The organism is Streptomyces sp. NPDC006655, assembly GCF_040703965.1.
Classification (GTDB): Bacteria; Actinomycetota; Actinomycetes; order Streptomycetales; family Streptomycetaceae; genus Streptomyces.
This window is the reverse complement of sequence record NZ_JBEYJU010000043.1, coordinates 44,844-67,669: the sequence shown is the minus strand read 5'-3', so window position 1 is coordinate 67,669 and position 22,826 is coordinate 44,844. Positions and strand designations below refer to the sequence as shown.

Below are 22,826 nucleotides of genomic sequence, written 5' to 3'. Positions count from 1 at the left end.
CCCATGTCGACGACCACCACGCGCGACCTCGCGAACCTCTCCCCGGCTCAGGCCAGTCCGGCCAAGCCGCGGCGGGGCCTGCGGGGCAGCCGCACCCTCAACTTCTGGCTCTTCATCAGCCCCTTCCTCATCGGGCTGATCATCTTCGTCTACGTGCCGATCGGCTGGAGTGTCTACCTCAGCTTCTTCGACGCACGGTTCACCGTCACGCCGGACAAGTTCGTCGGCTTCGACAACTACACGTACATGCTCACGGACCCCAAGTTCGTCGGGTCGCTCGGCACCTTCACCGTGTTCGCCGCTTTCATCGTGCCGACCACCTGGGCGGTGTCGCTCGGGCTCGCGCTGCTGGTCAACCGGATCCGGTTCGTGCGGGCGTTCTTCCGGTCGGTGTTCTTCCTGCCGACCGCGTGCAGCTACGTCGCCGCGTCCCTGATCTGGAAGATGTCCATCTTCAGCGGAGTCCGCTTCGGCCTGCTGAACACGGTCCTCGGCTGGTTCGGGGTCGACAGCGTCGCCTGGCTGGCCTCTCCCAGTCCGCCCTGGTACTGGCTCGTCATCGTGACGCTCCGGCTGTGGCTGCAGTCCGGCTTCTACATGATCCTGTTCCTGGCGGCCCTGCAGAACATCCCGGGCGAGCTGTACGAGGCCGCCGCCATCGACGGCGCCAAGCGGGGCTGGCAGACCTTCCGGTACATCACCCTGCCGCAGCTTCGGGCCACCTCGACCGCGGTGGTCCTGCTGCTGCTGATCGCCGCCTACCAGGCCTTCGACGAGTTCTACAACCTGCTCGACAAGACCACCTGGGGCCGACCGCCGCTGGTCGAGCTGTACGCCACCGCCCTCGGCACGTCACAGGACTACGGCGCCGGCAGTGCGGGAGCCGTCATCCTGACCCTGCTGATCATCATCGTCACCCTGTTCCAGGGCAAGATCATGGGCTTCGGAAGGGGAGACGAGTCCAAGTGACCACCACCACGCCCGACATGAACAAGACCGCGCCCACGAAGGCCAGGCGCCGACGCGGCGGCTCAGTGATGGGCAACACCGGCCTGTACATCGCCACCGGTGTCGCTACCTTCCTCTTCCTGGTCCCGTTCTACATCCTGCTTCGCAACGCCCTCACCACGGACACCGCCATCACCGGGCCGAGCTGGCAGTTCTTCCCCACACACCTGCAGTGGGGCAACGTCAAGGAGCTGTTCGACGACCCGCAGGTGGACTTCGCCCAGTCCATGTGGAACTCGCTGGTCGTCGCCGTCTCCATGACCATCGGCATCCTGCTGGTGTGCTCGCTGGCCGGGTACGCCCTGGCCCGCATTCCCTACAAGCACGCCAACAAGATCTTCTACCTCGTCCTGGGCACCCTGATGGTGCCCACCTCGGTGACCTTCGTGCCCAGCTTCGTACTGGTCTCCTCACTCGGCTGGGTGGACACGTACCGGGGACTGATCATCCCGGGCCTGTTCAGTGGTTTCACGTGCTTCCTGTTCCGGCAGTACTTCCTGGGGTTCCCGAAGGAGCTGGAGGAGGCGGCACGGGTGGACGGGCTGGGTTACTGGGGCTCGTACTGGCGGGTCGTCGTGCCCAACTCGCTGAACTTCTTCGCGGCGATCGCCACCATCACCTTCATCGGCGCCTGGAACGCCTTCCTGTGGCCCCTGGTCATCGGTCAGGACCCCGGGGCGTGGACCGTCCAGGTGGTGCTCTCGTCGTACATGACCAACCAGACGGTCGTCTTCCACACGATCTTCATGGCCACCGCCATCTCCATCCTGCCCCTGGTGTTCGTCTTCCTCTTCCTCCAGCGCTGGCTGGTCCAGGGGATCGCGCAGACCGGCATCAAGGGCTGACCCCGCACTCTCGCGACCTGGAGACCGATGTCGTTCCGCACCTCCGCCACCGACTACGTCGAGGACGTCTCCCCGGGTTCGGGGGCCCTGCCGCCCCGTGCCTGGTACCCACGCTCGGACGCCGCGTCGCTCTCGCTGAACGGCAGGTGGCGTTTCCGGCTGTCGCCGACCGCCGACGCCGAGGACGACGCGTTCGCCGAGCCGGGGTACGACGCCGGCGGTTGGGCGGAGGTCTCGGTCCCGGGGCACTGGGTGCTCCAGGGCCACGGCTCGCCGATCTACACGAACCACCTCTACCCGTTCCCGGTCGACCCGCCCCACGTGCCGACCGAGAACCCCACCGGTGACCACCTGCGGTTCTTCGACCTGCCGGAGGGCTGGGACGTCACCGACGGCGGGGCGGTCCTCCGCTTCGACGGGGTCGAGTCCTGCGCCCGGGTCTGGCTGAACGGCACGGACATCGGCGAGTTCAAGGGCTCCCGGCTGCCGCACGAGTTCGCGGTCGGCCATCTGCTGAAGCCGGCCGGCAACGTCCTCGCCGTCCGGGTCCACCAGTGGTCGGCCGGCTCCTATCTGGAGGACCAGGACCAGTGGTGGCTGCCCGGCATCTTCCGGGACGTGACGCTGCTGCACCGCCCGGCGGGCGGCGTCCTCGACTTCTTCGTGCACGCCTCCTACGACCACGCCGCGGGCACCGGCACCCTGCGGGTCGACTCCGACGTGGCCGGCCGGGTCACCGTGCCCGGCCTCGGCATCGACGTCGCCACCGGCGAGTCGGCGACCGTCCCGGTCGAGCCGTGGACGGCCGAGACCCCGAGGCTGTACGACGGGCTGCTGGCCACCGAGGGCGAGCGGGTGCCGTTGCGGATCGGCTTCCGGACGGTGGAGTCGGCCGCCGGACTGATCAAGGTCAACGGGAAGGCGGTCCTCTTCAAGGGCGTCAACCGGCACGAGTGGCACCCGGAGCACGGGCGCGCCCTCGGCCCGGAGACCATGCGGGCGGACGTGCTGCTGATGAAGCAGCACAACGTCAACGCCGTCCGCACCTCCCACTATCCGCCCCACCCGGCCTTCCTCGACCTGTGCGACGAGTACGGCCTGTGGGTGATCGACGAATGCGACCTGGAGACCCACGGCTTCACCGAGCAGGCCTGGCGGGACAACCCGGTCGACGACGACCGCTGGACCCCGGCGCTGCTGGACCGGGCCGCCCGGATGGTCGAACGCGACAAGAACCACCCGTCGGTGGTGATCTGGTCGCTGGGCAACGAGGCGGGCACCGGGCGCGGTCTGACCGCGATGGCCGAGTGGATCCACGGCCGGGACACCTCGCGCCTCGTGCACTACGAGGGTGACAGCGACTGCCGTGACACGGACGTGTACTCACGGATGTACCCCGACCACGCCGAGGTCGAGCGGATCGGCCGGGGCCTCGACGGCGGCACCCGCAAACGCCGTGCACTCCCCGTCATCCTCTGCGAGTACGCCCACGCCATGGGCAACGGGCCCGGTGGACTCGCCGACTACCAGCGGATCTTCGAGACGCACGACCGGCTCCAGGGCGGTTTCGTCTGGGAGTGGACCGACCACGGCGTCCAGGACGAACGGTTCGGCTACGCGTACGGCGGTGACTTCGGCGAGGAACTGCACGACGGGAACTTCGTCTGCGACGGCCTGGTCTTCCCCGACCGGCGGCCCTCCCCCGGCCTGCTGGAGTACAAGAAGGTGATCGAGCCGGTCGGCATCGACATCGACGGCGACGGCGACGGCACCACCGTCCGCGTCACCAACAAACAGGACTTCGCCGATCTGTCGGAGCTGGCCTTCGGGTGGTCGTACCAGGTCGACGGCGAGACCGTGGAGTCGGGCAGCCTGGCCGTACCGGCGCTGGCGGCGGGTGAGTCGGCGGAGCTGAAGCTGCCCGAGCCGCCCGCGACGGACGGCGGCGAGACGCAGTGGACGGTACGGGCCCTGCTGGCCGCCGACACCGCCTGGGGGCCCAAGGGCCATGTCGTGGCCTGGGGGCAGTCCGCTCCGCGTGCGCGGCGGGCACCGTCACTCGTCGCGTCCGGTGCGCCGGTGCCGTCCGGCGCGGGGCTGGTCTCCCTCGGTCCGGCGGTCTTCGACGCCCGCACCGGCGCGCCGCGGAGCATCGGCTCGGTCGAGGTGACCGGGCTGCGGCTGGACGTGTGGCGGGCGACGACCGACAACGACGACGGTGCCTCCTGGCAGAGCGATCCGCGCTACGCCGAGCTGTGGCGCACGTTCGGGCTGCACCGCATGCGGCACCGCCTGGACGCGGTGGAGCAGGCGGGCGACGCGCTGACGGTGCGGACCCGGGTGGCACCGGCCGGCCGGGAGTTCGGTCTCGCGACCGTCTACCGCTGGACCACGGACGGCGACCGCCTCGGGCTCACCGTCTCGGTCACCCCGGACGGTGACTGGACGGTGCCGCTGCCCCGGCTCGGCATCCGCTTCGGACTGCCGGCCGCCGACCGGGTGCGGTGGTTCGGCGGCGGGCCCGCGGAGGCCTACCCCGACACCAGGTCGGCTTCGTTCGTGAGCCGTTGGGAGGCGACGATCGACGACCTCCAGACACCGTACGTCCGTCCGCAGGAGAACGGCGCCCGCGCCGACGTCCGCTGGGCGGAGCTCGGCGGCCTGCGGATCGACGGCGACCCGGAGTTCTGGTTGACCGCCCGCCGCTGGACCACCGAGCAGTTGGACGCGGCCGCCCACCGCACCGACCTGACGCCGTCCGGCACGGTGTGGGTCAACCTCGACCACGCCCAGCACGGCATCGGTTCCGCGTCCTGCGGTCCCGGCGTGCTGCCGCAGTACCGACTCCACGCCGAGCCTGCCGAGTTCGCCTTCGTGTTCACGGACATCGGCTGACCGGTGCCTTCCCGAGGGCCCGGCCCCCGCCCGGTCCGGGCCCTCGGTCCGCTCAAGCGCCGTGCCCGGCGGCCCCGCACCGGTACAGGACGTAGCGCGGGACACGAACGGGCGCGCAGTGCTCGACGGTCCAGCGGACCAGGGCCCGGCCGGGGGTCTGCGCGGCCAGGGCGCGGTGGGTGAGGTCCGCCTTGGTGAGCAGGACGTAGCGGAGCCGGCCGGTGTCGATCAGGTGGTGGAAGGCGGCGGCCGTGGGGTACGGCACCCGGGCGGTGAAGCCGCCGAGCGGGAGGACGGAGGCGTTGTCCGAGAGGATGTACGGCGCCGCCATCTGCCAGCGGGGCACCGCGGCGAGGTAGCGGGCGCCGTCGCGGTGTGCGGTGAGGTAGGCGTAGACGCGCTGCTGGGCCGGGTCCAGGGCGAGGGCGCCGTTGCGGGTGGCGATGGAGCCGGGGCCGATCCGGCCGAAGCCGCCGGGCTGGTTGTAGCGCAGCGAGGTCGCGGACGCGGACCACACGGTGGGCACGACCAGGACCGCGGCCAGCGCGACGGCCAGCGCGGCCCGGCGTGGACGCGACCCGCCGACGGTGAACAGGGCCAGCGCGGGCAGGGCCAGGACCACGGCGACGGCGACCGACCAGGCGAAGAACCGCGGGTAGTGCAGGGTGAGGGCCGCGCACCAGCCGACGTTCACCGCCAGGACCGCGCCCAGCACGCTCCGGCGCCGCACCCGGGTCACGGCCACTGCGGCCAGGGCCGACAGGGCGACCGCCACCACGCCCATGTAGTAGGTGTGTCCGGTCACGCTGCCGAAACTGAAGACCAGGAAGAAGGTCACCAGCCAGACGCCCCACAGCAGGTAGCCGGCCAGGAAGGGGTCGGTGCGCCCGGGCCGGCGGCGCCACACCGCGTAGGCACCGGCGGCCAGCCCCAGCGCCGCCAGCGGGTACAGCCAGCCCGTCTGGCTGGCGAGCCCGGGGCTGAACATCTTCCAGACGCTGTTCCCCATCCCCACCGGCGCCCTGCTGTGCGCCTGGTCGGCGACGATGCTGCCGGTGCCGGCCGCGTCGACGCCCAGCGCGTGGAAGCGGGTCAGGAAGTTGTAGCCGACGACCAGCGCGACCGGCGAGTTGTCGGTCGTGCCGTCCAGGTAGGGGCGGGCGGTGGCGGGGGTGAGACCGGCGGCCAGCATCCAGGACAGGGACACCGCCAGCGTGACCGTCCCGGCCACGGCGAGGTCCCGGATCCGGCGGCGCAGTGTGGTGGGCGCGGCCACCAGATAGGTCACGGCCAGCGCGGGCAGCACCGCCCAGGACTCCAGCATCTTGCACTGGAAGGCAACGCCGACCCAGAGGCCGGCCAGCACGAGGGTGCGAAGCCGGGCGCGGGCGGTGGCCCGCTGGGTGGCCTCGGCGGCCAGCAGCAACAGCAGGACGAACGGCGCGTCCTCGGTGACCGACCGGCCCAGGCCCACGGTCACCGGGGTGAGCGTGAGGAAGGCGGCGGCCAGCAGCCCGGCCGGTACGCCGGCCCAGCGTCGTACCACCACGTGCAGCAGGACCACCGAGGCCACGCCCTCCAGGGCCTGCGGGACCACCAGGGACCACGGGTGGAAGCCGAGGACCATGGCCGACAGGGCCTGCGGCCACAGGAAGCCGGGCAGTTTGTCCAGGGTGATGGAGCCCGCCGGGTCGAAGGAGCCGTAGAGGAAGGCGACCGGGTTGTCGGTCATGCTGCGTACGGCGCTCGCGTAGAAGGAGTGGTAGGCGCTGTGCCAGATGCCCCAGAAGGAGAGCAGCGCGGCGACGGTGGCGATGCCCGCGAGGAGCGGGCGCTCGTAGCGCTGGGTGCGGCTGCGCGCCGGGGCCGACCGCGAGGGCGGCCCCCCGACGGGGACGAGCGGCTCGGCGCTGACAGGGGTCGGCATCGGGGACGGCCTCCAGGACTCCCGTATCCAGGGCTCCCGGAGCGCCCTGGACTGTTACGGCCTGTAGGACGACTGGATCCCGGCGGACGTCACGCCCGGAATGCCAAGGAACCTTCAGGAGGTTCGTGAGGATCGGTCATGGAAGCCGTAAGAATCCCTGCCCCGCCCGCGTCCGGCTTCAGCGGACCGGCCGCCCGGCGTGCTGGGCCGCGAGCCGCACCGGCGCGTTCTGCGCGCCGTACCCGCGGTATCCGGGATCGCGCTGGACCAGTTCGAAGAACACCCGTCCGACGGTGTGGGTGTAGCAGTGCCGAAAGGCCCCGCCGGCGTCCCGGTCGTAGAGGATGCCGAGCTCCCGGTACGTCTCCAGCTCTCCCTCGGGGAACTCGAATCGGGCGGCCAGGTCGTCGTGGTAGTTGCCGGGGACAGGCAGCAGGCTGCCGCCGGCCGCCCGGAAGGCGCGGGCCGCGGCCACCACGTCGTCGGTGGCCAGGGCGATGTGCTGGGCGTGCAGGGTGTCGTCGGCGGGGGCCGCGCCCACCCCGAGCGCGATCCGGACGCCGCCGTCGGCGCTGGTGACGGCCCGGGAGCGCAGCAGCCCGTAGGGGTCGGCGACATCGACGCTCTCCTGGGCGTGCAGGCCGAGGACGCCGCGGTGGAAGAGGGCCGCCTCGTCGTACTGGTGCCACGGCTGGACGAGGGCCACGTGGTCGACCCGGGCCGCGGCCGCGGCCGGCTCGTGCGCCACGGCGACGAAGTCGGCCCGCCAGTCGAGGAGCTCGGGTCCCCGACCGGTGGCGCAGAAGAACAGCTCCGTGCCGTCGGGCGCCGCGACCGCGTCGAGCGGGGCGTCCTCGGGGGCGCGGCGCCGGGGCAGCACGGGGGCGAGCAGTGCCTCGGCGCGCCGGGCGGCGCCCCGGGGGTCCGGTGTCTCCAGGCCGATCGCGGCGAGCCCGGTGCCGTCGCGGCGGGCGGCGGGACCGGTGTTGACCAGGATCCGCGCGTCGCCCAGCTCCCACAGGTCGACGGGCTTGCTGCGGTGCCGCGCGGTGCGGGCGAAGCCGAGGGCGCCGAGCAGTGCCGCGACGGGTTCCGCGTCCGGGGTGACCAGTTCGGCGAAGGCGATCCCCGTCGGCACGACCGGCGCGGGCAGTTCCCGGGTGCCGAGAGACTCTTCGAGCACCAGCAGGGAGCGCCGCGCGTCCACGGCGGTGGGGCCGGCCTCGGCCTGCCGGAAGACGTCGTTGAAGACCTCCAGTGAGAGCGGTCCGTCGTATCCGGCCCGCAGCGCATGGCGGACGAGCCCGGCCACGTCGAACCCGCCCTGGCCCGGGAAACAGCGATGGTGACGGCTCCACTGGAGCACGTCCATGGCGAGCAGCGGAGCGTCGGCCAACTGGAGGAAGAAGATCTTCTCGCCCGGGATGTCCTCGATGCCCTTCGGGTCGGACCCCCGGGAGAGGATGTGGAAGCTGTCGAGACAGGTCCCGAGGGCGGGGTGCCCGGCCGCCTCGACGATGCGCCAGGCATGGTTGTACGTACTGACGTGCCGTCCCCAGGCGAGCGCCTCGTAGGCGACGCGGACGCCGAAGTCGGTTGCGAGGTCGGCGAGTCGGGCGAGCTGCGCGGCGGCGAGATCGTCGTCGTCGACGGCGAGCGGGGAGACGGAGGAACAGACGAGCACGGTGTCGGCCCCCAGCTCCCGCATCAACGAGAACTTGTGGCGGGCGCGACGGAGGTTGCGCGCGAACTCGTCGGCCGGGACGGCCTCGATGTCCCGCATGGGCTGGTAGAGGTCGATCGTGAGCCCGAGATCGTCGCAGCGGGCCCGTATCTCACGAGCGGACAGCGGACTGGCCAGCAGATCGTTCTCGAAGATCTCGACCCCGTCGAACCCGGCCCGAGAAGCGGCGGTGAGCTTCTCGGTGAGCGATCCGCTGAGCGAAACGGTGGCAATGGAAGTACGCATATCCCTCGTCCTCACGTGCACTACAGCGCCCCCGTCGGGGGCGCGGGGCCGTATCGGTGCGCGGCTACCGCCCCGCGCCGGTCACACCACCTGTCCCGCCGAGCTCCCAGCCAGCTCCCCGATGTCCGCCAGCATCCGCGCGGCATCCGCCTCCCTCCCCGTGAACAACCGGAACGAGTCCGCGGCCTGGAACGCGGCCATCCCGCCCCCGTCCAGCACCGCACACCCCGACTCCCTGGCAGCCCGTACCAGTTCCGTCTCCAGCGGCCGGTACACCACCTCGGCCACCCACAGCTCGGGCCGCAACGACTCCGCGGGCAGCGGCAGCCCCGGGTGCGCGGCCATCCCCGTCGGCGTCGCATGCACCAGTCCGTCGGCACCCGCCAGCAAATCCGGCAACAGCCCAGGCACCGCGGCCCGCGCACGTCCCGGGCCGAAGTGCCGGTTCAGGGAATCCGCGAGACCGACGGCCCGGTCGGCCAGCGCGTCCACGACGGTGACCCGTTCCGCCCCCAGCGTGAGTGTCGCGTGTGCCACCGCGGCCCCCGCGCCCCCGGCTCCGATCTGCACCACCTGTTCCAGCGGGGCGTCCCGCAGCCCCCGCGCGAACGACGCCGCGAACCCGGTCACGTCCGTGTTGTGACCGACCGCCCTTCCACCGGCCTCGAAGACCACCGTGTTCACCGCGCCGAGCGCCTCGGCCTGCGGGGAGAGCGCGTCCAGGTGCTCGATGACCAGCTGCTTGCACGGATGCGTGATGTTCAGCCCGTCGAAACCGAGATCGCGTGCCGCCCGCACCAGGTCGCCCACGGCCTGTGGGGCCACGCCGAGCGCGTCGACGTCGATCAGCCGGTACAGGTACCGCAGCCCCTGCCGGTCCGCCTCGCGCTCGTGCAGGGCCGGACTGAGCGAAGGCCCGACACCGGCACCGATCAGCCCGACGAGATACGAGTCCTTGGCCATGTGGCCCTCCCGAGCGACATCACTCTTGAACGGAAACAACTAATGTACGAACTAGTACGTTAGCTATAGCACCGGAGGTCGCAGCGGGGGAAGACCTCTCCGGGAACGCCGACGGCACGGGCTTCTAGAATCTCCGCACCGACCACCCGTCCGAAGGCACCCGATAGGAACCCGATGACCAGCGCCGACGAACCGGCACAGACCAACGGGCGGACCCGTGACGCCGCCCGTACCCGGGCCGAGATCCTCGACGTGGCCACCCAGGAGTTCGCCCGGGCCGGCTACGACGGTGCCCGGGTGGACGAGATCGCGGCCCGCACCCGTACCACGAAGCGGATGATCTACTACTACTTCGGCGGCAAGGAGCAGCTGTTCACGGCGGTCCTGGAGCGGGCGTACGGCGTGATCCGCGAGGCCGAGCAGCAGCTGGACGTGGAGCATCTGGACCCGGTCGCCGCGATCCGCCGGCTCGCGGAGCTGACCTTCGACCACCACGAGCAGCACCCCGACTTCATCCGCCTGGTCAGCATCGAGAACATCCACGGCGCCGAGCACATCGCGGCCTCCGAGGAACTCGGCCGGATCGGCTCCCCCGCCCTGGAGGTGATCCGCCGGATCCTCGCCACGGGGCAGGAGTCCGGCCTGTTCACGGCGGACGTCGACGCGGTCGACCTGCACGCCTTGATCAGCTCGTTCTGTTTCTTCCGGGTGGCGAACCGGGCCACTTTCGGCGCCCTGTTCGGCCGTGACCTGGTGGACCCGGCGCAGCGCGAGCACTACCGGGCCATGCTCGGCGACATGGTGATCGCCTACCTCACGGCGGAGCGCGCGGCGGACTGACCCCCGCACCCGGAGTCCGGCGCGACCTCTTGACAGCGGGGAAACGCGGGCGCAACATCCGTACCCATCGCGACTAACTACCCAGTGGGTTAATTAGCACGCTGGTCCGCCGACCCGTCACCCCTGGGAACCGGCCTTCTCCCCCGCCGCCCACTCCGCCTGAGTCGGAGTTCCCCGAAGGAGCACCGCCGTGCCCGTCCCCGCCCCACCCGCCGGCACCGCCGTACCGTCCGGCGGCCAGCCGAGGAAAGCCGCGCTGGCCGCCTGGATCGGCAGCGCCCTGGAGTACTACGACTTCTTCATCTACGGCAGCGCGGCCGCGCTGATCTTCCCGAAGGTCTTCTTCGACGAGTCGGACCCGGCCAACGCGACCCTGCTCTCGTTGGCCACGTTCGGGGTCGCGTACGCGGCCCGGCCGGTCGGCGCGCTGTTCCTCGGGCATTTCGGGGACCGGATCGGCCGCAAGAAGATCATGGTGTTCACGCTGCTGCTGATGGGCCTGTCGACGTTCCTGATCGGCTGTCTGCCGAGCCGCGCCCAGGTGGGGTCCCTCGCTCCGGTGCTGCTGGTGCTGTGCCGGGTGCTCCAGGGCGTCTCGGCCGCAGGTGAGCAGGCCAGCGCCAGTTCGATGAGCCTGGAGCACGCGCCACCGGACCGGCGCGGCTTCTTCACCAGTTTCACCCTCAGCGGCACCCAGGGCGGTCAGCTGATCGCCACCCTCGTCTTCATCCCGGTCTCCCAGCTGCCCGACGACCAGTTGCTGTCCTGGGGCTGGCGGGTGCCGTTCTGGGCGAGTGTGGTGGTCGCCGTGGTCGGCTGGGTGATCCGGCGCAGGATCCAGGAGACCCCGGCCTTCGTGCAGCAGGCGGCCGGCGAGGGTGTCGTACGGCTCCCGCTCGTGACGCTGCTGCGGCACCACTGGGCGGACGTGCTGCGGGTGATCGGCGGTGCGCTGATCGCGTCGGTGAGCACGATCTTCACGGTGTGGGCGCTGGCGTACGCGACCAGCGACTCGGTGGGCATGTCCAGGACGTCCATGCTGTGGGTGGGCGCGCTGGCGAACCTGGTGGCGCTGGGTGCGATCCCGGCGTGGGCCACGCTGTCGGACCGGATCGGCCGACGGCCGGTGTACCTGATCGGCGCGGTGGGCAGCGCGGTGGCGATGGCCGGGTACCTGTGGGCGATCTCCACCGGCTCCTACCCGCTGGTCATGCTTCTCGGGATCGTCGCCTTCGGTGTCGTCTACAGCGCCGCCAACGGCATCTGGCCGTCCTTCTACGGGGAGATGTTCTCGACCCGGGTGCGGCTGTCCGGCATGGCGATCGGCACCCAGATCGGGTTCGCGGTGGCCGGGTTCGCGGTGACCTTCGCGGCGCGGATCGCGGGTCCCGGCGGTGACGACTGGTCGGCGGTGGCCCTGTTCACGGGGGCGCTGTGCGTGCCGCCGGTGATCGCCGCGCTGACCGCCCGGGAGACCCACAGGGTGCCGACCGCACTGCTCGGCGAGCGGTCGGGGACGGCGGCGGCGCGACCGGAGGCGGTCTCGGCCTGAGCACTCCGCCGCGGGCGGCCTCCGGAGTCCCACGGCTCCGGGGGCCGCCCGCGCGTCAGGAGTCCACGGCCTGCGCGGGCACGTCGTGCTCCCGCACGACCACCGGTCCCGGGACCTACGCGCGCGGGATGCCGTACGCCCGTTCCACGCGGAGTCGGAGGACCAGGCGGCGGTCGCGGACCATCGCGGCGCGGTAGTCGTCCCAGTCGGGGTGTTCGCCCTGGACGTCGCGGTAGAGGCGGATGAGCTCCTCCACCGTCTCGTCGTGGGGGTCCTGGGCGACCGGTGACAGGTCGGCGGTGCCCTCGGCGACCGTGTAGGCCCAGCGGTCGGGGCTGGTGACGTGGTAGGAGGCGCGGGGATCGCGGCGCAGGTTCCGGGTCTTCGCGCGGTCGTCCGTGATCGACACGCGCACGGTCCGTTCGTCGGGGTAGTAGGCGTGGCTGACGTTGGACAGCTGGGGGCGGCCGTCGCGCTTGAGGGTGACCAGCACCCCGGCGTGGCCTTCGGCGAGCAGCTTCAGAAGTGTGTCCTGGGTCATGACGGGGGCAACCCCGGCGCTCCGGCCCGGCATTCCCACCGTCACCCGGGGCACACGCGTTCGGGACGTCGGCACGTCGGCTGCCCGGTGTCCCTTCTATAGCGTCCGTCACACCGCACGCGGATGAGCGCGACCATTCCCCTCTTCCTGCGCGACGATGAGGTCCAGGTCGGACCGCACCGCGGACGACACGACCGGAGGAGAGCGATGGCACAGCTGCGACAGGAAGTCGACCCCGGCGAGGTCGGGCTGGACGCGAAGGCGCTGGACCGCCTCGACCAGCACTTCGCCCACTACGTCGACGAAGGGCGCCTGCCCGGCTACCTGGTGGCCGTGGCGCGCGGCGGCCGGGTCGCCCACCTCACCACGCACGGCCTCCGTGACCGCGCCGCGGGGCTGCCGGTCGAACCGGACACCATCTGGCGGGTCTACTCCATGACCAAGCCGGTCACGGCGGTCGCGGTCCTGCTGCTGGTCGAGGACGGCCTGCTGTCGCTGGACGACCCGGTCGACCGCTACCTGCCGGAGTTCGCCAACCCCCGGGTCCACGTGAGCGGTTCGGGTGCGGACATGGTGACCAGGCCCGCCGACGGGCCGATCCGGATCCGTCATCTGCTCACCCACACCGCCGGGTTCACCTTCGCCTTCTACCACGCGCACCCGGTGGACGCCCGCTACCGGGAGGCGGGCCTGGAGTTCTCGGTGCCGGCGGGCGCGGACCTCGCCGAGACGACCGCCGTGTACGCGCGCATGCCCCTCCAGTTCGAGCCGGGCACGCAGTGGAACTACTCGGTCGGCTTCAACGTGCTCAGCCGGGTCGTCGAGGTGGTCTCCGGTCAGCGGCTCGACGAGTTCTTCGCGGACCGGATCTTCCGCCCGCTCGGCATGCCGGACGCGGGCCTGCACATCGCCCCCGAACAGGCCGACCGGCTCTCGGAGTTGTACGGGGAGACGAGCGACGGCGGCATCGAGCCGGTCCCCGGGCTGCCGTTGCGCGGCCGCCCCCGCATGCTGTCCGGCAGCGGCGGCCTCGCGGCGACGGCGTACGACTACCACCGTTTCATGGAGATGCTGCGCCGGGGCGGCGAGCTGGACGGCGCCCGGCTGCTCTCCCCCGCCTCGGTCGGGCTGCTCTCCCGCAACCACCTGCCCGGCGGCGCCGACCTGCGCGCCTTCGGCGCCCCCGCCCACCAGGAACCCGGCAACGACGGCCTGGGCTTCGGCCTCGGCGTCTCGGTCGTGATCGACCCCGACCGCACCCTCTCGCCGAGCAGCCGCGGCGCCTACGGCTGGACGGGGGCCGCCACCACCGCCTTCTGGGTCGACCCGGCGCACGACCTGACCGTGCAGTTCCACACCCAGCTACGGCCGAAGACGCTGAAGGTCTTCCCGGATCTGCGGCGGCTGGCCCACGAGGCGATCCTGGACTGACCCGCGTGCCGATCAGCGGGGAGAGCCGGGCCGCCTCCTTCGGGGTGGAAGAGGCAGCCGACGCGGCGCAGCCCGGCTTCCAGCGTGGGCGCGCACTCCGCCCGCGGCCTTCGAGGTGGATCCGGCGGCCGGTTCGGCGCGTTCGACGAGGACGTCGCGGACGCCGGGGAGGCCTCCCGGTACCTCAGGACCAGTGCGCCACCGCGTCGAGATGGGGCAGCACGTGGTCCAGGCGCTCCCGCTTGGTGCGCAGGTACGTGATGTTGTTCTCGCACGGCTCGATCAGCAGCGGGACCGTCTCGGCGACCTCGATGCCGTGCCGTACCAGGGACTCCCGCTTGCGCGGGTTGTTGGACATCAGACGTACCGAACTCACCCCGAGGTCGCGGAGCATGCCGGCGGCGACGCCGTAGTCCCGGGCGTCGACCGGCAGGCCGAGCGCGAGGTTCGCCTCGACGGTGTCCAGGCCCTCCGCCTGCAGGGCCATCGCGCGCAGCTTGGCGAGCAGTCCGATGCCGCGGCCCTCGTGCCCGCGCAGGTAGACGACGATCCCGCTGCCCTCGGAGACGACCGCGCGCAGTGCGGCGGCCAACTGGTCGCCGCACTCGCAGTGCTGGGAGCCGAACGCGTCCCCGGTGAGGCATTCCGAGTGCAGCCGGGTCAGCACCCGCTCACTGCCGATGTCGCCGTAGACCAGGGCCACCTGCTCGTCACCGCGGTCGTGGTCCAGGTAGCCGATCGCCTGGAATTTCCCGTACACGGTGGGCAGCGGTGCATTGACGACGCGTTCCACGCCCGAACGCCGTGGGGACTTCGTGCCGAGTACGCCGATGTTTTCTGTCATGATCTGATTCCTAAGCAGAGACGAAAGGCCGTGAAACGATGAGTGGTTCGGGCGCGCGTACGGCGGCGAACGGTCTGTTGCCGGCGGACACTACGGAGGAGGTACGGACCAGGGGGGCGGGCGTTTCAACACAGGTCGCGGTCCTTCCCGTGGGGAGCTTCGAACAGCACGGCCCCTACCTCCCGCTCGCGACGGACACGCTCGTCGCCTGTGCCGTGGCCCGGGAGATCGCCGCCGCGTACCCGGTGCACCTCCTTCCTCCGGTGACCGTCTCCTGCTCGCACGAGCACGCGGCCTGGCCGGGGACCGTCAGCATCTCCTCGGTCACCCTGCACGCGGTGGTGAACGACATCGCCGCCTCGCTGCGCCGCTCCGGTGTCGAGGCGCTGGTCGTGGTCAACGGCCACGGCGGCAACTACGTGCTGGGCAACGTCGTGCAGGAGGCGTCCGCGCGCGGCGAACGGCTGGCGCTGTACCCGGCCGCGGAGGACTGGGAGGCAGCGCTGAGCCGCGCCGGAGTGGAGACCTCGGCGCTCACCGACATGCATGCCGGGGAAATCGAGACGTCCATTCTGCTGCACGCTCATCCCGAATTGGTCCGCCCTGGTCACGAGTCCGCCGATTTCACCGCTGACGACCGTCGTCATCTCCTCACCCTGGGAATGTCCGCCTATACCGAGTCGGGCGTCATCGGCCGCCCTTCCCTGGGATCGGCGGAAAAGGGGAAGGAACTCCTCGCGGGCCTCGTCGATTCCTTCGGGGCGGTTTTCGAACTGCTCACCGCCGGGCGGGAATAGCGCAGCCCGGTGTACCAGCGGACGACCAGGACCACGAGGCCCGGCAGGGCGGCCACGAAGCTGAGGACGCCGTAGACGACGGCGGTCGCGAGCCCGCTGTCCGCGCCGAGGCCGGCCGCCGCGAACGCCCAGGCGGTGACGCCCTCGCGGGGGCCCCAGCCGCCGACGTTCAGCGGCAGCCCCATGGCGACCAGGGCGAGTACGCAGATCGGGACCAGCGCCGCGACGGAGGCGTGGGAGCCGGCCACCCGCGCGGAGACCACGAACATCCCGACGTGTCCGGCGAGGATGGCCGCCGAGGACAGGGCGACGCCCGGCCCGTTCTGCCGGGACAACAGGGCGCGGCGGGCCTCGGCGAGGGTCGAGCGCAGGGCGCCGACGCGCTTGCCCGGGGCCCGGTTCATCCGCAGGGCGACGACGATCGCGCACGCGCCGGCCACGCCGGCCGCCGCCAGCGGGGCGAAGCTGCGGACGTCGTCGCGGACCGGCGAGGGCAGGATCAGCAGGGCGGCCGCGCCGAAGACGGTCAACGCGAGCTGTCCCGCGGTCCGTTCCAGGACGACCGCGCGGACGCCGCGCCCGATGTCGCCCTCGCTCTGGCCGTGCCGCACCGCCCGGTGCACGTCGCCGAGCACCCCGCCGGGCAGGGCCGCGTTGAGGAACAGCGCCCGGTAGTAGTCGCCGACGGCGGGTCCGAGCGGCAGCCGCAGACCGAGGCTGCGGGCCACCAACTGCCAGCGCCAGGCGCTCAGCACGGTCGTGACCGCGCCGATCGCCAGGCCCATGAGCAGGGTCGGCGTGTCGATACGGCGCAGTCCGTCGACGAAGACCCCGGTGCCGAGCCGCCACAGCAGCACCGCGAGGATGGCGACCCCGCCGAGGGTGCCCAGATGGGTGCGGACGGCGCGCAGGTCCAGGCGCCGGGGCACGGCGACCGGGGCGACCGGCGCGCTCTCGCGGACCAGGGCGGGGGTGGTCATGCGGTGCCTCCGGTCGGGCGGGCGAGGGCCAGCAGGTCGCTGTGGTGCAGGAGGACCCGCAGTTCGCCGGCCGCGTTCGCGGCGAGCCGCTCGGCCAGGTAGGCGTCGGCGCGCTCGGCGAGTTCGGGGCGCTCCTCGACGGCGGCGCCGACCCAGCCGCGCAGCCACTGCTCGGTGAGCGCCTTCTCGGCGGCACCGAGCCGCCAGGGGCTGGGGTGCACCTTCACGGTGGCGCCGCGGTCGGCGAACGCCTCGCAGGCGGCGGTGATCGCGTCCGGTCCGAGCATTCCGCCGCGCCGCTGGTGGGCGTTGAACGCCTCCGCGATCTCCTTGTCCAGCGGGTGCTCCGGGGTGAGGTCGACGCGTCCGGCGACGGACAGGGTCAGCAGCGCGGGGCAGCCGGCCCCGGCGCAGGCCTCGGCGAGGGTGTCGACCTCCTCGCGGGTGAGCACGTCGAGCAGGGCGGAGGCGGTCACCAGCGAGGCGCCTATGAGCGCGTCGGGGGTGAGCCGGGCGACGTCGCCGCGCCGGGTCTCCACGGTGACCCGGCTGCCGTCGGCGGCGGCCCGGGGCGAGGCGACGGCGGCGAAGTGCAGCAGGTAGGGGTCGCGGTCGTGCAGGATCCAGTGCTGGGCGCCGTCCAGGCGGGGGGCCAGCCAGCGGCCCATCGAGCCGGTGCCGCAGCCCAGGTCGTGCACGACGATCCCGCCCGCCTTGCCGGGCAGGTTGGCCAGCCGGATCCGCAGCGGGTCCAGCAGATCGTGCGCGCGGGCCGCCGCGTCGGCGCTCTCCCGCAGTTGCAGCCACTCGGGCGCGTACCGCGGCGGCTCCTCGGGGTCGGTCTCGCGCAGTCGTACGGTGGCCCGCTCGCCCGGTCGGGTGACGGGGCCGGCGCCCGGGATCACTTCGGAACGCTCGGGGTCTCCGGAGGCAGCCGCGTCCATTCGCTCTCGTCCCACCCCTGCATCCGTGACATCCGCGGGTCCCGGCTGCGCGGGGATCGCGCCGACCGGAGTAGTGGTCGTGGTCTCGCCGGTGGTCATGCCGCCCTCCGGGGTTCGTCGGGGAGCCGCAGCAGGACTCCGGCCAGGCTGCGGGCGGTGGTCGCCCAGCCGTCGAGGGCCGCGCGCCGGCCGCGCGCGGCGGCCTTCAGGCGGCGGCGCACGTCCGGCTCGCCGAACCAGCCGCGCAGTTCGGCGGCGAGCGCGGCGGGGTCCTCCGGCGGCACCAGGATGCCGGGCACCCCGCCGTCGGGGGCGCGGCCGACCGCCTCGGGCAGGCCGCCGACGTCGGTGGCGAGCACCGGAATGCCGCGGGCGAGGGCCTCGGTGACCGCCATGCCGTAGGTCTCGGCGTACGAGGTGAGGACCATCAGGTCCGCGGCCGCGTAGCTGGCGTCCAGGTCGGCGCCGGAGCGCGGGCCCGCCAGGTGCAGCCGGTCCGTCAGCCCGTGCCGCGCGATGAGCGACCGCAGGTGGGCGACGTACTCGGGGTCCTGGTTGAGGCCGCCGACGCAGGTGCAGGTCCACGGCAGCTCCCGGACCGCGGCGAGGGCCTCCACCAGACGGTGCTGGCCCTTGCGGGGGGTGACGGCGGCGACGCACACCAGGTGCGAGACGCCGTCGGTACCGCCGGCGAGGGGGGCGATGTCGGCGCCCGGGGCGGCCACGTGGACGCGGTCGGGGGCCAGCCCGTGGTGCGAGACCAACCGTCGTACCGCCCAGTCGCTGGTCGCGATCACCGCGGGTACGGCGCGCAGCACCGCGCGTTCCCGGGCGTCCAGGTCGGCGGCCACGGCCCGGTCGAGGCCGGTCTCGTCGCCGAGCGGCAGGTGCACCAGGACGGCGAGCCGCAGCCGCTCCGCCTCGGGGACCACGATCTCCGGGACGCCGCAGGCGACCAGGCCGTCCAGCAGGACGACCGCGCCGTCGGGCAGTTCCCGCAGGGTCCGGGCGAGACCGTCGCGGGCGGCCTGCTCGGGGCGCGGCCAGGAGCCGGCCACCACGTGCCGGGTGACCTGCCAGCCGAAGCCGGGCAGGTCCAGGCAGACCCGCCGGTCGTAGGCGTTGCCGCCGCTCGGCTGGGCCGGGTCGTCGACACCGCCCGGCATGAGGAAGTGCACGGTGCGCAGGGACATGGAGAGGATCCCGATGTTCGCGGGGGCGTTCTGGCCCGAGGGGTCGGCGGTGGCCGCGCGCTGCGCGGGCACGTAGGTCAGGGCCGGCGGGCGGCCGATGGCCATGTCGGTCACAGGGCACGCTCGTAACTCGCCCAGGCGACGTGTGACTCGTGAAGGGTGACGGTCAGTCCGGCGAGGCCCTTGGCGCCCTCGCCGAGGGCACCCTTCTCGATGCGCTCGGCGAGCCGGTCCGCGATGACCTTGGCGAGGAACTCCGTGGAGGTGTTGATCCCGGCGAAGTCCGGCTCGTTGTCGAGGTTTCTGTAGTTCAGCTCGCTCACCACGGCGCCCAGTTCCTGGGTGGCGAGACCGATGTCGACGACGATGTTGTCGTCGTCCAGCTGTTCACGACGGAAGGTGGCGTCCACGAGGAACGTGGCACCGTGCAGTCGCTGCGCGGGCCCGAACACCTCGCCGTGGAAACTGTGAGCGATCATGATGTGATCGCGGACGGTGATGCTGAACAACGGACGACCCTCCAGGTGCGGCGCGTCTGGTCCCCCGGCGGAACCCTGCCGGGGGACCCCCTAATACGGCTCTCGACTTCCCCGTGTTCAGTCCACTCTCACTCTTTTCTCAGGTCAGGGCCTCTTGGCAGGCCGCATGGGACATGGCGTCAGCCTGCCTCGCCGTAGCTGACCCGGTGACAGAGGGCCGGGATCTCGCCGGAGGCGAGCCTCGGGAGCACCTCGGGCAGCTCCTCGAACGCGCTTTCGCCCGTGATGAGGGCGTCCAGGGCCGGGTCGGCCAGCAGGTCCAGGGCGAGGGCGAGACGGTCGGCGTAGCTGCGGCCGGCCCGGCGCGGGGAGACGGTGCCGACCTGGCTGCTGCGCACGGTGAGGCGGCGGGAGTGGAAGGCCTCGCCGAGCGGCAGGGCGACGCGCCGGTCGCCGTACCAGCTCAGTTCGAGGACCGTGCCCTCCGGGGCGAGGAGTTCCAGGGCGCGGGTGAGGCCCTGTTCGGTGGCGCTGGCGTGCACGACCAGGTCGCAGTCGCCGAGGGCGTCCTCGGGGGCCGCGAAGCCGACGCCGAGCGCCTCGGCGGTTTTGGCGCGGGCCGGATCGGCGTCGACCAGCTGGAGCCGTACGCCGGGGAAGCGGGCGAGCAGGGCGGCGACCGAGCAGCCCACCATGCCGCCGCCGATGACCGCGATCCGGTCGCCGACCAGGGGCGCGGCGTCCCAGAGGGCGTTCACGGCGGTCTCGATCGTGCCCGCGAGCACCGCACGCGCCGGTGGTACGTGCTCCGGTACCACCGTCACGGCGCTCACCGGTACGACGTAACGCGTCTGGTGCGGGTACAGGCAGAACACCGTACGCCCGACCAGCGTATCGGGGCCCTCCTCCACGACGCCGACGCTGAGGTAGCCGTACTTCACCGGCCCCGGGAACTCGCCCTCCTGGAAGGGCGCCCGCATCACCGCGCGTTGGCTCTCCGGGACGCCCCCGCGGAACACCAGGGTCTCGGTGCCCCTGCTGACTCCGGAGTACAGCGCGCGGACCAGCACCTCGCCGTCGGAGGGCGCCGCGAGGGTGACGTCACGCAGCTCTCCGCGGCCCGGAGAGCGGAGCCAGAACGCGCGGGCCGAGCGGTTCATCGGCATCCTCCTGAACGATCGGGAAGTTGTTCACGTACCGAGGTGTGCACAGCGAACAAGTGCACAGGCCGCGCACAGTACGCGGCGTTGATCGACTCTGTCACTCGGCCGGAGGACGTGCGGTGGCCCTGAACAACACTTACGAAGCCAGGCTGGTCCAGCAGGAGACCGCGGTGGGAGCGGGCGTGCAGATCCTGTTGCTGGCGCTGCTGGGCTCCGCGATCGGCATGGGGCCGGCGGGCTGGCTGACGGGCCTCGCGTTCGCGACGGCCACCTGGGCGGTCCTCTCCAGGGCCCTGCACCGCACCCGGCCGCGTTCCTTCGGCCCCGCCAACCGGGTCACCCTCGGCCGGGCGATCCTCGTCGGCGGGGTGACGGCCCTGGTCGCCGACTCCTTCGAGAGCTCCCCGCCGGTCACCCTCCTGGTCGGCCTGACCGCCGTGGCGTTGATCCTCGACGGCGTCGACGGCAAGGTGGCCCGCCGCACCGGCACGTCGACCGCGCTGGGCGCTCGTTTCGACATGGAGGTCGACGCGTTCCTGATCCTGGTGCTGAGCGTGTACGTCTCCACGCGGCTCGGTCCCTGGGTGCTGCTGATCGGCGCCATGCGCTACGTGTTCGTCGCGGCGGCGAAACTCGCCCCCTGGCTGAACGCGCCGCTGCCGCCGTCGATGGCCCGCAAGACGGTCGCCGCGATGCAGGGCATCTGCCTGCTGCTGGCGGGCGCGGACCTGCTGCCGTACGCGGGCGACCTGGCCGTGGTGCTGCTGGCGCTGGGCTCCCTGGTGTGGTCCTTCGGCCGGGACGTGGCCTGGCTGTGGCACAACGGGCGGGGTACGGCACCGGGGGCGGCGGCCGAGGCCGAGGAGACCGACGCGACGGTGGCGGCGCTGGAGCGGGAGCTGCTGGAGCTGGCGGTGCGGTAGCCGGCCGAGCACGACGGAGGGGCCCGGACCGGGGGATGGTCCGGGCCCCTTCGCGTCGCCGGTGGGTTACGAGCGTGCGCCGCGCGTCCGTACGAACGTGAACGCCGCCGCCGCGAGGCCCAGGGCGCCGACGATCAGGCCCGCGATGCCGAGGCCACGGGCGGTGGAGTCGCTGGCGTCGGACGCGGCGGTCGCCTTGGCGCTGCCGCCCCTCGCCGCGGGCGCCGCCGAGGACGCGGTCCCGTCGGCCGCCGTCAGCTTGAGGGTGGGCGCGGGGTTCTCCGGCTCGTCGTCGCCGCTCTGGGGCACCTCGATCCAGCGGACGACCTTGCCGTCGGAGTAGGTCTGGAGGGTCTTGAAGGTCAGCTGGTCGGTGTCCTCGGGCAGTTGGCCGAACGCGACGTCGAAGTCCTGGTACTGGCCGGGGCCGATTTTGCCGCCGGTCCAGGTGATCTCGGAGGCGGCCTCGGTGATGGTGCCGTCGTCGGTCTTGACGGGGTTCTTGAGCTTGGTGGTGGTGACCTTGGCGGTCCAGCCGGCCTGCGGGGTGACGAGGACGCCGAGCACCGGATGGTCGGTGGGCAGGACGACCTCGACCTTGGTGGTGGCGGCGGTGTCCTCCTCGTTGGGTACCCGGAAGGTCAGGACGCCGTCGGTGGCGCCCTTGGCGTAGCTCTCGGGGTGGACGGTGACGTGCGCGGCGGCGGCACCGGCGGCGGCGAGGACCGAGGCGGCCGTGAGTGCGGTGACGGTGGCGGCACGGCGCAGGGCGGCGCGGGTTGTGGACATGAGTGAGTGGATCTCCGTACGAAGGAAGGGAAACGACGGCTCTTCGCGGATGTCAGACCGCGTACGGGATCGCGCTCGGCGGCCCGCGCCGGCTCACCGCGTGCCGCAGGGTGAGCAGCCGGGGGCGGACGGGGCGGGCGGGAGCGGGCAGGCCGCGCTCGGCCGGCGCCGGCAGCGGGCCGTCGTGCCACCAGGCCGCGAGGCCGGGGACGAGGGCGGCCGCGCGGCGCAGCAGCGACCACAGGGCGGCCTCGCCCCGCCGCAGCCACCAGGAGGCGGCCAGCGCGGCGAGGACGTGGGCGAGGGTGGCGTGCGCGGTCAGGACGTGCGCGTGCTGCGCGGTCCCGGCGGCCATGGCGGGTCCGTGCGGCGGCATGTCCATGGGCATGCCGGCCATGTGTGCGGCGTGCGCCGGGGTGAACCGGCGCGCCGCGTCGAAGCCGACGTGCAGACCGCCCTGGGTGAGGAGCATGCCGGCGCCGATCTCCGGCAGCCCGCGCTCCCGCCCCGCGAGGGCCCGGCCGACGCCGAAGACCGCGCCGAACGCCGTGAGGTCGGCCCAGAGCGGCGGCATGTCCCCCATGGCGAGGCCGTGACCGGCGGCGGCCAGGAGTACGCACACCGCGGCGAACACCGCGGCACGCAGGCTCCGTACCGCCGGTGACGCACTCATGGTGAGCGATCCTCCCACGCCGGTGTGATACGCGCGGCGCACACACCCCGTTCAGTCGCAAGGAAGCGCC

General features: G+C 72.5%; 19 protein-coding genes and 1 pseudogene. 8 read left to right on the top strand and 12 right to left on the bottom strand.

Going from position 1 to position 22,826, the window contains the following annotated elements:
- Window positions 1–3: 3 nt before the first annotated feature.
- Genes AB0958_RS24565 through AB0958_RS24555 form a run of 3 tightly spaced genes read left to right on the top strand, consistent with a single transcriptional unit; the run spans window position 4 to window position 4,748 of the window.
- Window positions 4–969, top strand: coding sequence for a sugar ABC transporter permease (locus AB0958_RS24565; protein WP_366892608.1), 966 nt, complete (start codon window positions 4–6; stop codon window positions 967–969).
- Window positions 970–986: 17 nt separating this feature from the next.
- On the top strand, window positions 987–1,853 hold the full coding sequence (locus AB0958_RS24560) for a carbohydrate ABC transporter permease (RefSeq protein WP_366892618.1): 867 nt from the start codon (window positions 987–989) through the stop codon (window positions 1,851–1,853).
- A 27-nt stretch (window positions 1,854–1,880) separates the two neighbouring features.
- A complete protein-coding gene (locus AB0958_RS24555) occupies window positions 1,881–4,748 on the top strand; it encodes a glycoside hydrolase family 2 TIM barrel-domain containing protein (protein WP_366892607.1) in 2,868 nt (955 codons plus the stop codon).
- 52 nt (window positions 4,749–4,800) lie between these two features.
- Here AB0958_RS24555 and AB0958_RS24550 read toward each other — a convergent pair whose 3' ends face one another.
- From AB0958_RS24550 to AB0958_RS24540, 3 genes are all read right to left on the bottom strand, one after another.
- Window positions 4,801–6,675: a glycosyltransferase family 39 protein gene (locus AB0958_RS24550; protein WP_366892606.1), complete on the bottom strand. Its 1,875-nt coding sequence runs from the start codon at window positions 6,673–6,675 to the stop codon at window positions 4,801–4,803.
- A gap of 178 nt (window positions 6,676–6,853) precedes the next feature.
- The gene (locus tag AB0958_RS24545) at window positions 6,854–8,644 is read right to left on the bottom strand and encodes a TIM barrel protein (protein WP_366892605.1); all 1,791 of its coding nucleotides are present in this window, start codon (window positions 8,642–8,644) and stop codon (window positions 6,854–6,856) included.
- Window positions 8,645–8,725: 81 nt separating this feature from the next.
- Window positions 8,726–9,607 carry a shikimate dehydrogenase gene (locus AB0958_RS24540; protein WP_366892604.1) on the bottom strand — a complete coding sequence of 294 codons (882 nt, stop codon included), beginning with the start codon at window positions 9,605–9,607 and terminating at the stop codon, window positions 8,726–8,728.
- A 174-nt stretch (window positions 9,608–9,781) separates the two neighbouring features.
- Between AB0958_RS24540 and AB0958_RS24535 the strand changes: the two genes are divergently transcribed.
- On the top strand, window positions 9,782–10,447 hold the full coding sequence (locus AB0958_RS24535; RefSeq protein ID WP_366892603.1) for a TetR/AcrR family transcriptional regulator: 666 nt from the start codon (window positions 9,782–9,784) through the stop codon (window positions 10,445–10,447).
- Window positions 10,448–10,637: 190 nt separating this feature from the next.
- Window positions 10,638–11,999, top strand: a complete 1,362-nt coding sequence (locus tag AB0958_RS24530; protein ID WP_366892602.1) for an MFS transporter — start codon at window positions 10,638–10,640, stop codon at window positions 11,997–11,999.
- A 115-nt stretch (window positions 12,000–12,114) separates the two neighbouring features.
- On the opposite strand, the gene AB0958_RS24525 is transcribed toward AB0958_RS24530, so the two are convergent.
- Window positions 12,115–12,540: a PPOX class F420-dependent oxidoreductase gene (locus AB0958_RS24525; protein WP_366892601.1), complete on the bottom strand. Its 426-nt coding sequence runs from the start codon at window positions 12,538–12,540 to the stop codon at window positions 12,115–12,117.
- A gap of 207 nt (window positions 12,541–12,747) precedes the next feature.
- Between AB0958_RS24525 and AB0958_RS24520 the strand changes: the two genes are divergently transcribed.
- On the top strand, window positions 12,748–13,971 hold the full coding sequence (locus AB0958_RS24520) for a serine hydrolase domain-containing protein (protein WP_366892600.1): 1,224 nt from the start codon (window positions 12,748–12,750) through the stop codon (window positions 13,969–13,971).
- Window positions 13,972–14,155: 184 nt separating this feature from the next.
- Here the strand turns inward: AB0958_RS24520 and ribA are convergent, their stop codons facing one another.
- Window positions 14,156–14,815 carry a GTP cyclohydrolase II gene (gene ribA / locus AB0958_RS24515; RefSeq protein WP_360529155.1) on the bottom strand — a complete coding sequence of 220 codons (660 nt, stop codon included), beginning with the start codon at window positions 14,813–14,815 and terminating at the stop codon, window positions 14,156–14,158.
- Between the two features lie 38 nt (window positions 14,816–14,853).
- On the opposite strand from ribA, the gene AB0958_RS24510 reads away from it, so the two are divergent.
- The gene (locus AB0958_RS24510) at window positions 14,854–15,612 is read left to right on the top strand and encodes a creatininase family protein (RefSeq protein WP_366892599.1); all 759 of its coding nucleotides are present in this window, start codon (window positions 14,854–14,856) and stop codon (window positions 15,610–15,612) included.
- 98 nt (window positions 15,613–15,710) lie between these two features.
- On the opposite strand, the pseudogene AB0958_RS24505 reads toward AB0958_RS24510, so the two are convergent.
- The 5 genes and pseudogenes from AB0958_RS24505 to AB0958_RS24485 all read right to left on the bottom strand — a co-directional run.
- A pseudogene (locus AB0958_RS24505) lies at window positions 15,711–16,592 on the bottom strand (lysylphosphatidylglycerol synthase transmembrane domain-containing protein); the annotation flags it as partial.
- Window positions 16,589–17,536 (bottom strand): SAM-dependent methyltransferase, encoded by a 948-nt coding sequence (locus AB0958_RS24500; protein ID WP_366892617.1) that lies wholly within the window; start codon window positions 17,534–17,536, stop codon window positions 16,589–16,591. The pseudogene AB0958_RS24505 and the gene AB0958_RS24500, both read right to left, overlap by 4 nt.
- Window positions 17,537–17,631: 95 nt before the next feature.
- Complete coding sequence (locus tag AB0958_RS24495) at window positions 17,632–18,843, bottom strand: glycosyltransferase family 4 protein (protein ID WP_366892598.1); 1,212 nt, start codon at window positions 18,841–18,843, stop codon at window positions 17,632–17,634.
- Window positions 18,840–19,238 carry a 6-carboxytetrahydropterin synthase gene (locus AB0958_RS24490; RefSeq protein ID WP_132887112.1) on the bottom strand — a complete coding sequence of 133 codons (399 nt, stop codon included), beginning with the start codon at window positions 19,236–19,238 and terminating at the stop codon, window positions 18,840–18,842. Before AB0958_RS24490 ends, AB0958_RS24495 begins: the two co-directional genes overlap by 4 nt.
- 149 nt (window positions 19,239–19,387) lie before the next feature.
- Window positions 19,388–20,368, bottom strand: a complete 981-nt coding sequence (locus AB0958_RS24485; protein ID WP_366892597.1) for a zinc-binding alcohol dehydrogenase — start codon at window positions 20,366–20,368, stop codon at window positions 19,388–19,390.
- A gap of 122 nt (window positions 20,369–20,490) precedes the next feature.
- Here AB0958_RS24485 and AB0958_RS24480 point away from each other — a divergent pair, with 122 nt between their 5' ends.
- Window positions 20,491–21,294, top strand: a complete 804-nt coding sequence (locus AB0958_RS24480; protein WP_366892596.1) for a CDP-alcohol phosphatidyltransferase family protein — start codon at window positions 20,491–20,493, stop codon at window positions 21,292–21,294.
- 66 nt (window positions 21,295–21,360) lie between these two features.
- On the opposite strand, the gene AB0958_RS24475 is transcribed toward AB0958_RS24480, so the two are convergent.
- Complete coding sequence (locus tag AB0958_RS24475; protein WP_366892595.1) at window positions 21,361–22,083, bottom strand: YcnI family protein; 723 nt, start codon at window positions 22,081–22,083, stop codon at window positions 21,361–21,363.
- 52 nt (window positions 22,084–22,135) lie between these two features.
- Window positions 22,136–22,756 (bottom strand): hypothetical protein, encoded by a 621-nt coding sequence (locus AB0958_RS24470; protein WP_366892594.1) that lies wholly within the window; start codon window positions 22,754–22,756, stop codon window positions 22,136–22,138.
- Between the last annotated feature and the right edge of the window lie 70 nt (window positions 22,757–22,826).

What these genes read in the sequence shown, in the direction of transcription:
- AB0958_RS24565 (WP_366892608.1), top strand. Translation starts at nt 4, where the DNA reads ATGTCGACGACCACCACGCGCGACCTCGCGAACCTCTCCCCGGCTCAG.
- AB0958_RS24560 (WP_366892618.1), top strand. Translation starts at nt 987, where the DNA reads ATGAACAAGACCGCGCCCACGAAGGCCAGGCGCCGACGCGGCGGCTCA.
- AB0958_RS24555 (WP_366892607.1), top strand. Translation starts at nt 1,881, where the DNA reads ATGTCGTTCCGCACCTCCGCCACCGACTACGTCGAGGACGTCTCCCCG.
- AB0958_RS24550 (WP_366892606.1), bottom strand. Translation starts at nt 6,675, where the DNA reads ATGCCGACCCCTGTCAGCGCCGAGCCGCTCGTCCCCGTCGGGGGGCCG.
- AB0958_RS24545 (WP_366892605.1), bottom strand. Translation starts at nt 8,644, where the DNA reads ATGCGTACTTCCATTGCCACCGTTTCGCTCAGCGGATCGCTCACCGAG.
- AB0958_RS24540 (WP_366892604.1), bottom strand. Translation starts at nt 9,607, where the DNA reads ATGGCCAAGGACTCGTATCTCGTCGGGCTGATCGGTGCCGGTGTCGGG.
- AB0958_RS24535 (WP_366892603.1), top strand. Translation starts at nt 9,782, where the DNA reads ATGACCAGCGCCGACGAACCGGCACAGACCAACGGGCGGACCCGTGAC.
- AB0958_RS24525 (WP_366892601.1), bottom strand. Translation starts at nt 12,540, where the DNA reads ATGACCCAGGACACACTTCTGAAGCTGCTCGCCGAAGGCCACGCCGGG.
- AB0958_RS24520 (WP_366892600.1), top strand. Translation starts at nt 12,748, where the DNA reads ATGGCACAGCTGCGACAGGAAGTCGACCCCGGCGAGGTCGGGCTGGAC.
- ribA (WP_360529155.1), bottom strand. Translation starts at nt 14,815, where the DNA reads ATGACAGAAAACATCGGCGTACTCGGCACGAAGTCCCCACGGCGTTCG.
- AB0958_RS24510 (WP_366892599.1), top strand. Translation starts at nt 14,854, where the DNA reads ATGAGTGGTTCGGGCGCGCGTACGGCGGCGAACGGTCTGTTGCCGGCG.
- AB0958_RS24500 (WP_366892617.1), bottom strand. Translation starts at nt 17,536, where the DNA reads ATGGACGCGGCTGCCTCCGGAGACCCCGAGCGTTCCGAAGTGATCCCG.
- AB0958_RS24485 (WP_366892597.1), bottom strand. Translation starts at nt 20,368, where the DNA reads ATGAACCGCTCGGCCCGCGCGTTCTGGCTCCGCTCTCCGGGCCGCGGA.
- AB0958_RS24475 (WP_366892595.1), bottom strand. Translation starts at nt 22,083, where the DNA reads ATGTCCACAACCCGCGCCGCCCTGCGCCGTGCCGCCACCGTCACCGCA.
- AB0958_RS24470 (WP_366892594.1), bottom strand. Translation starts at nt 22,756, where the DNA reads ATGAGTGCGTCACCGGCGGTACGGAGCCTGCGTGCCGCGGTGTTCGCC.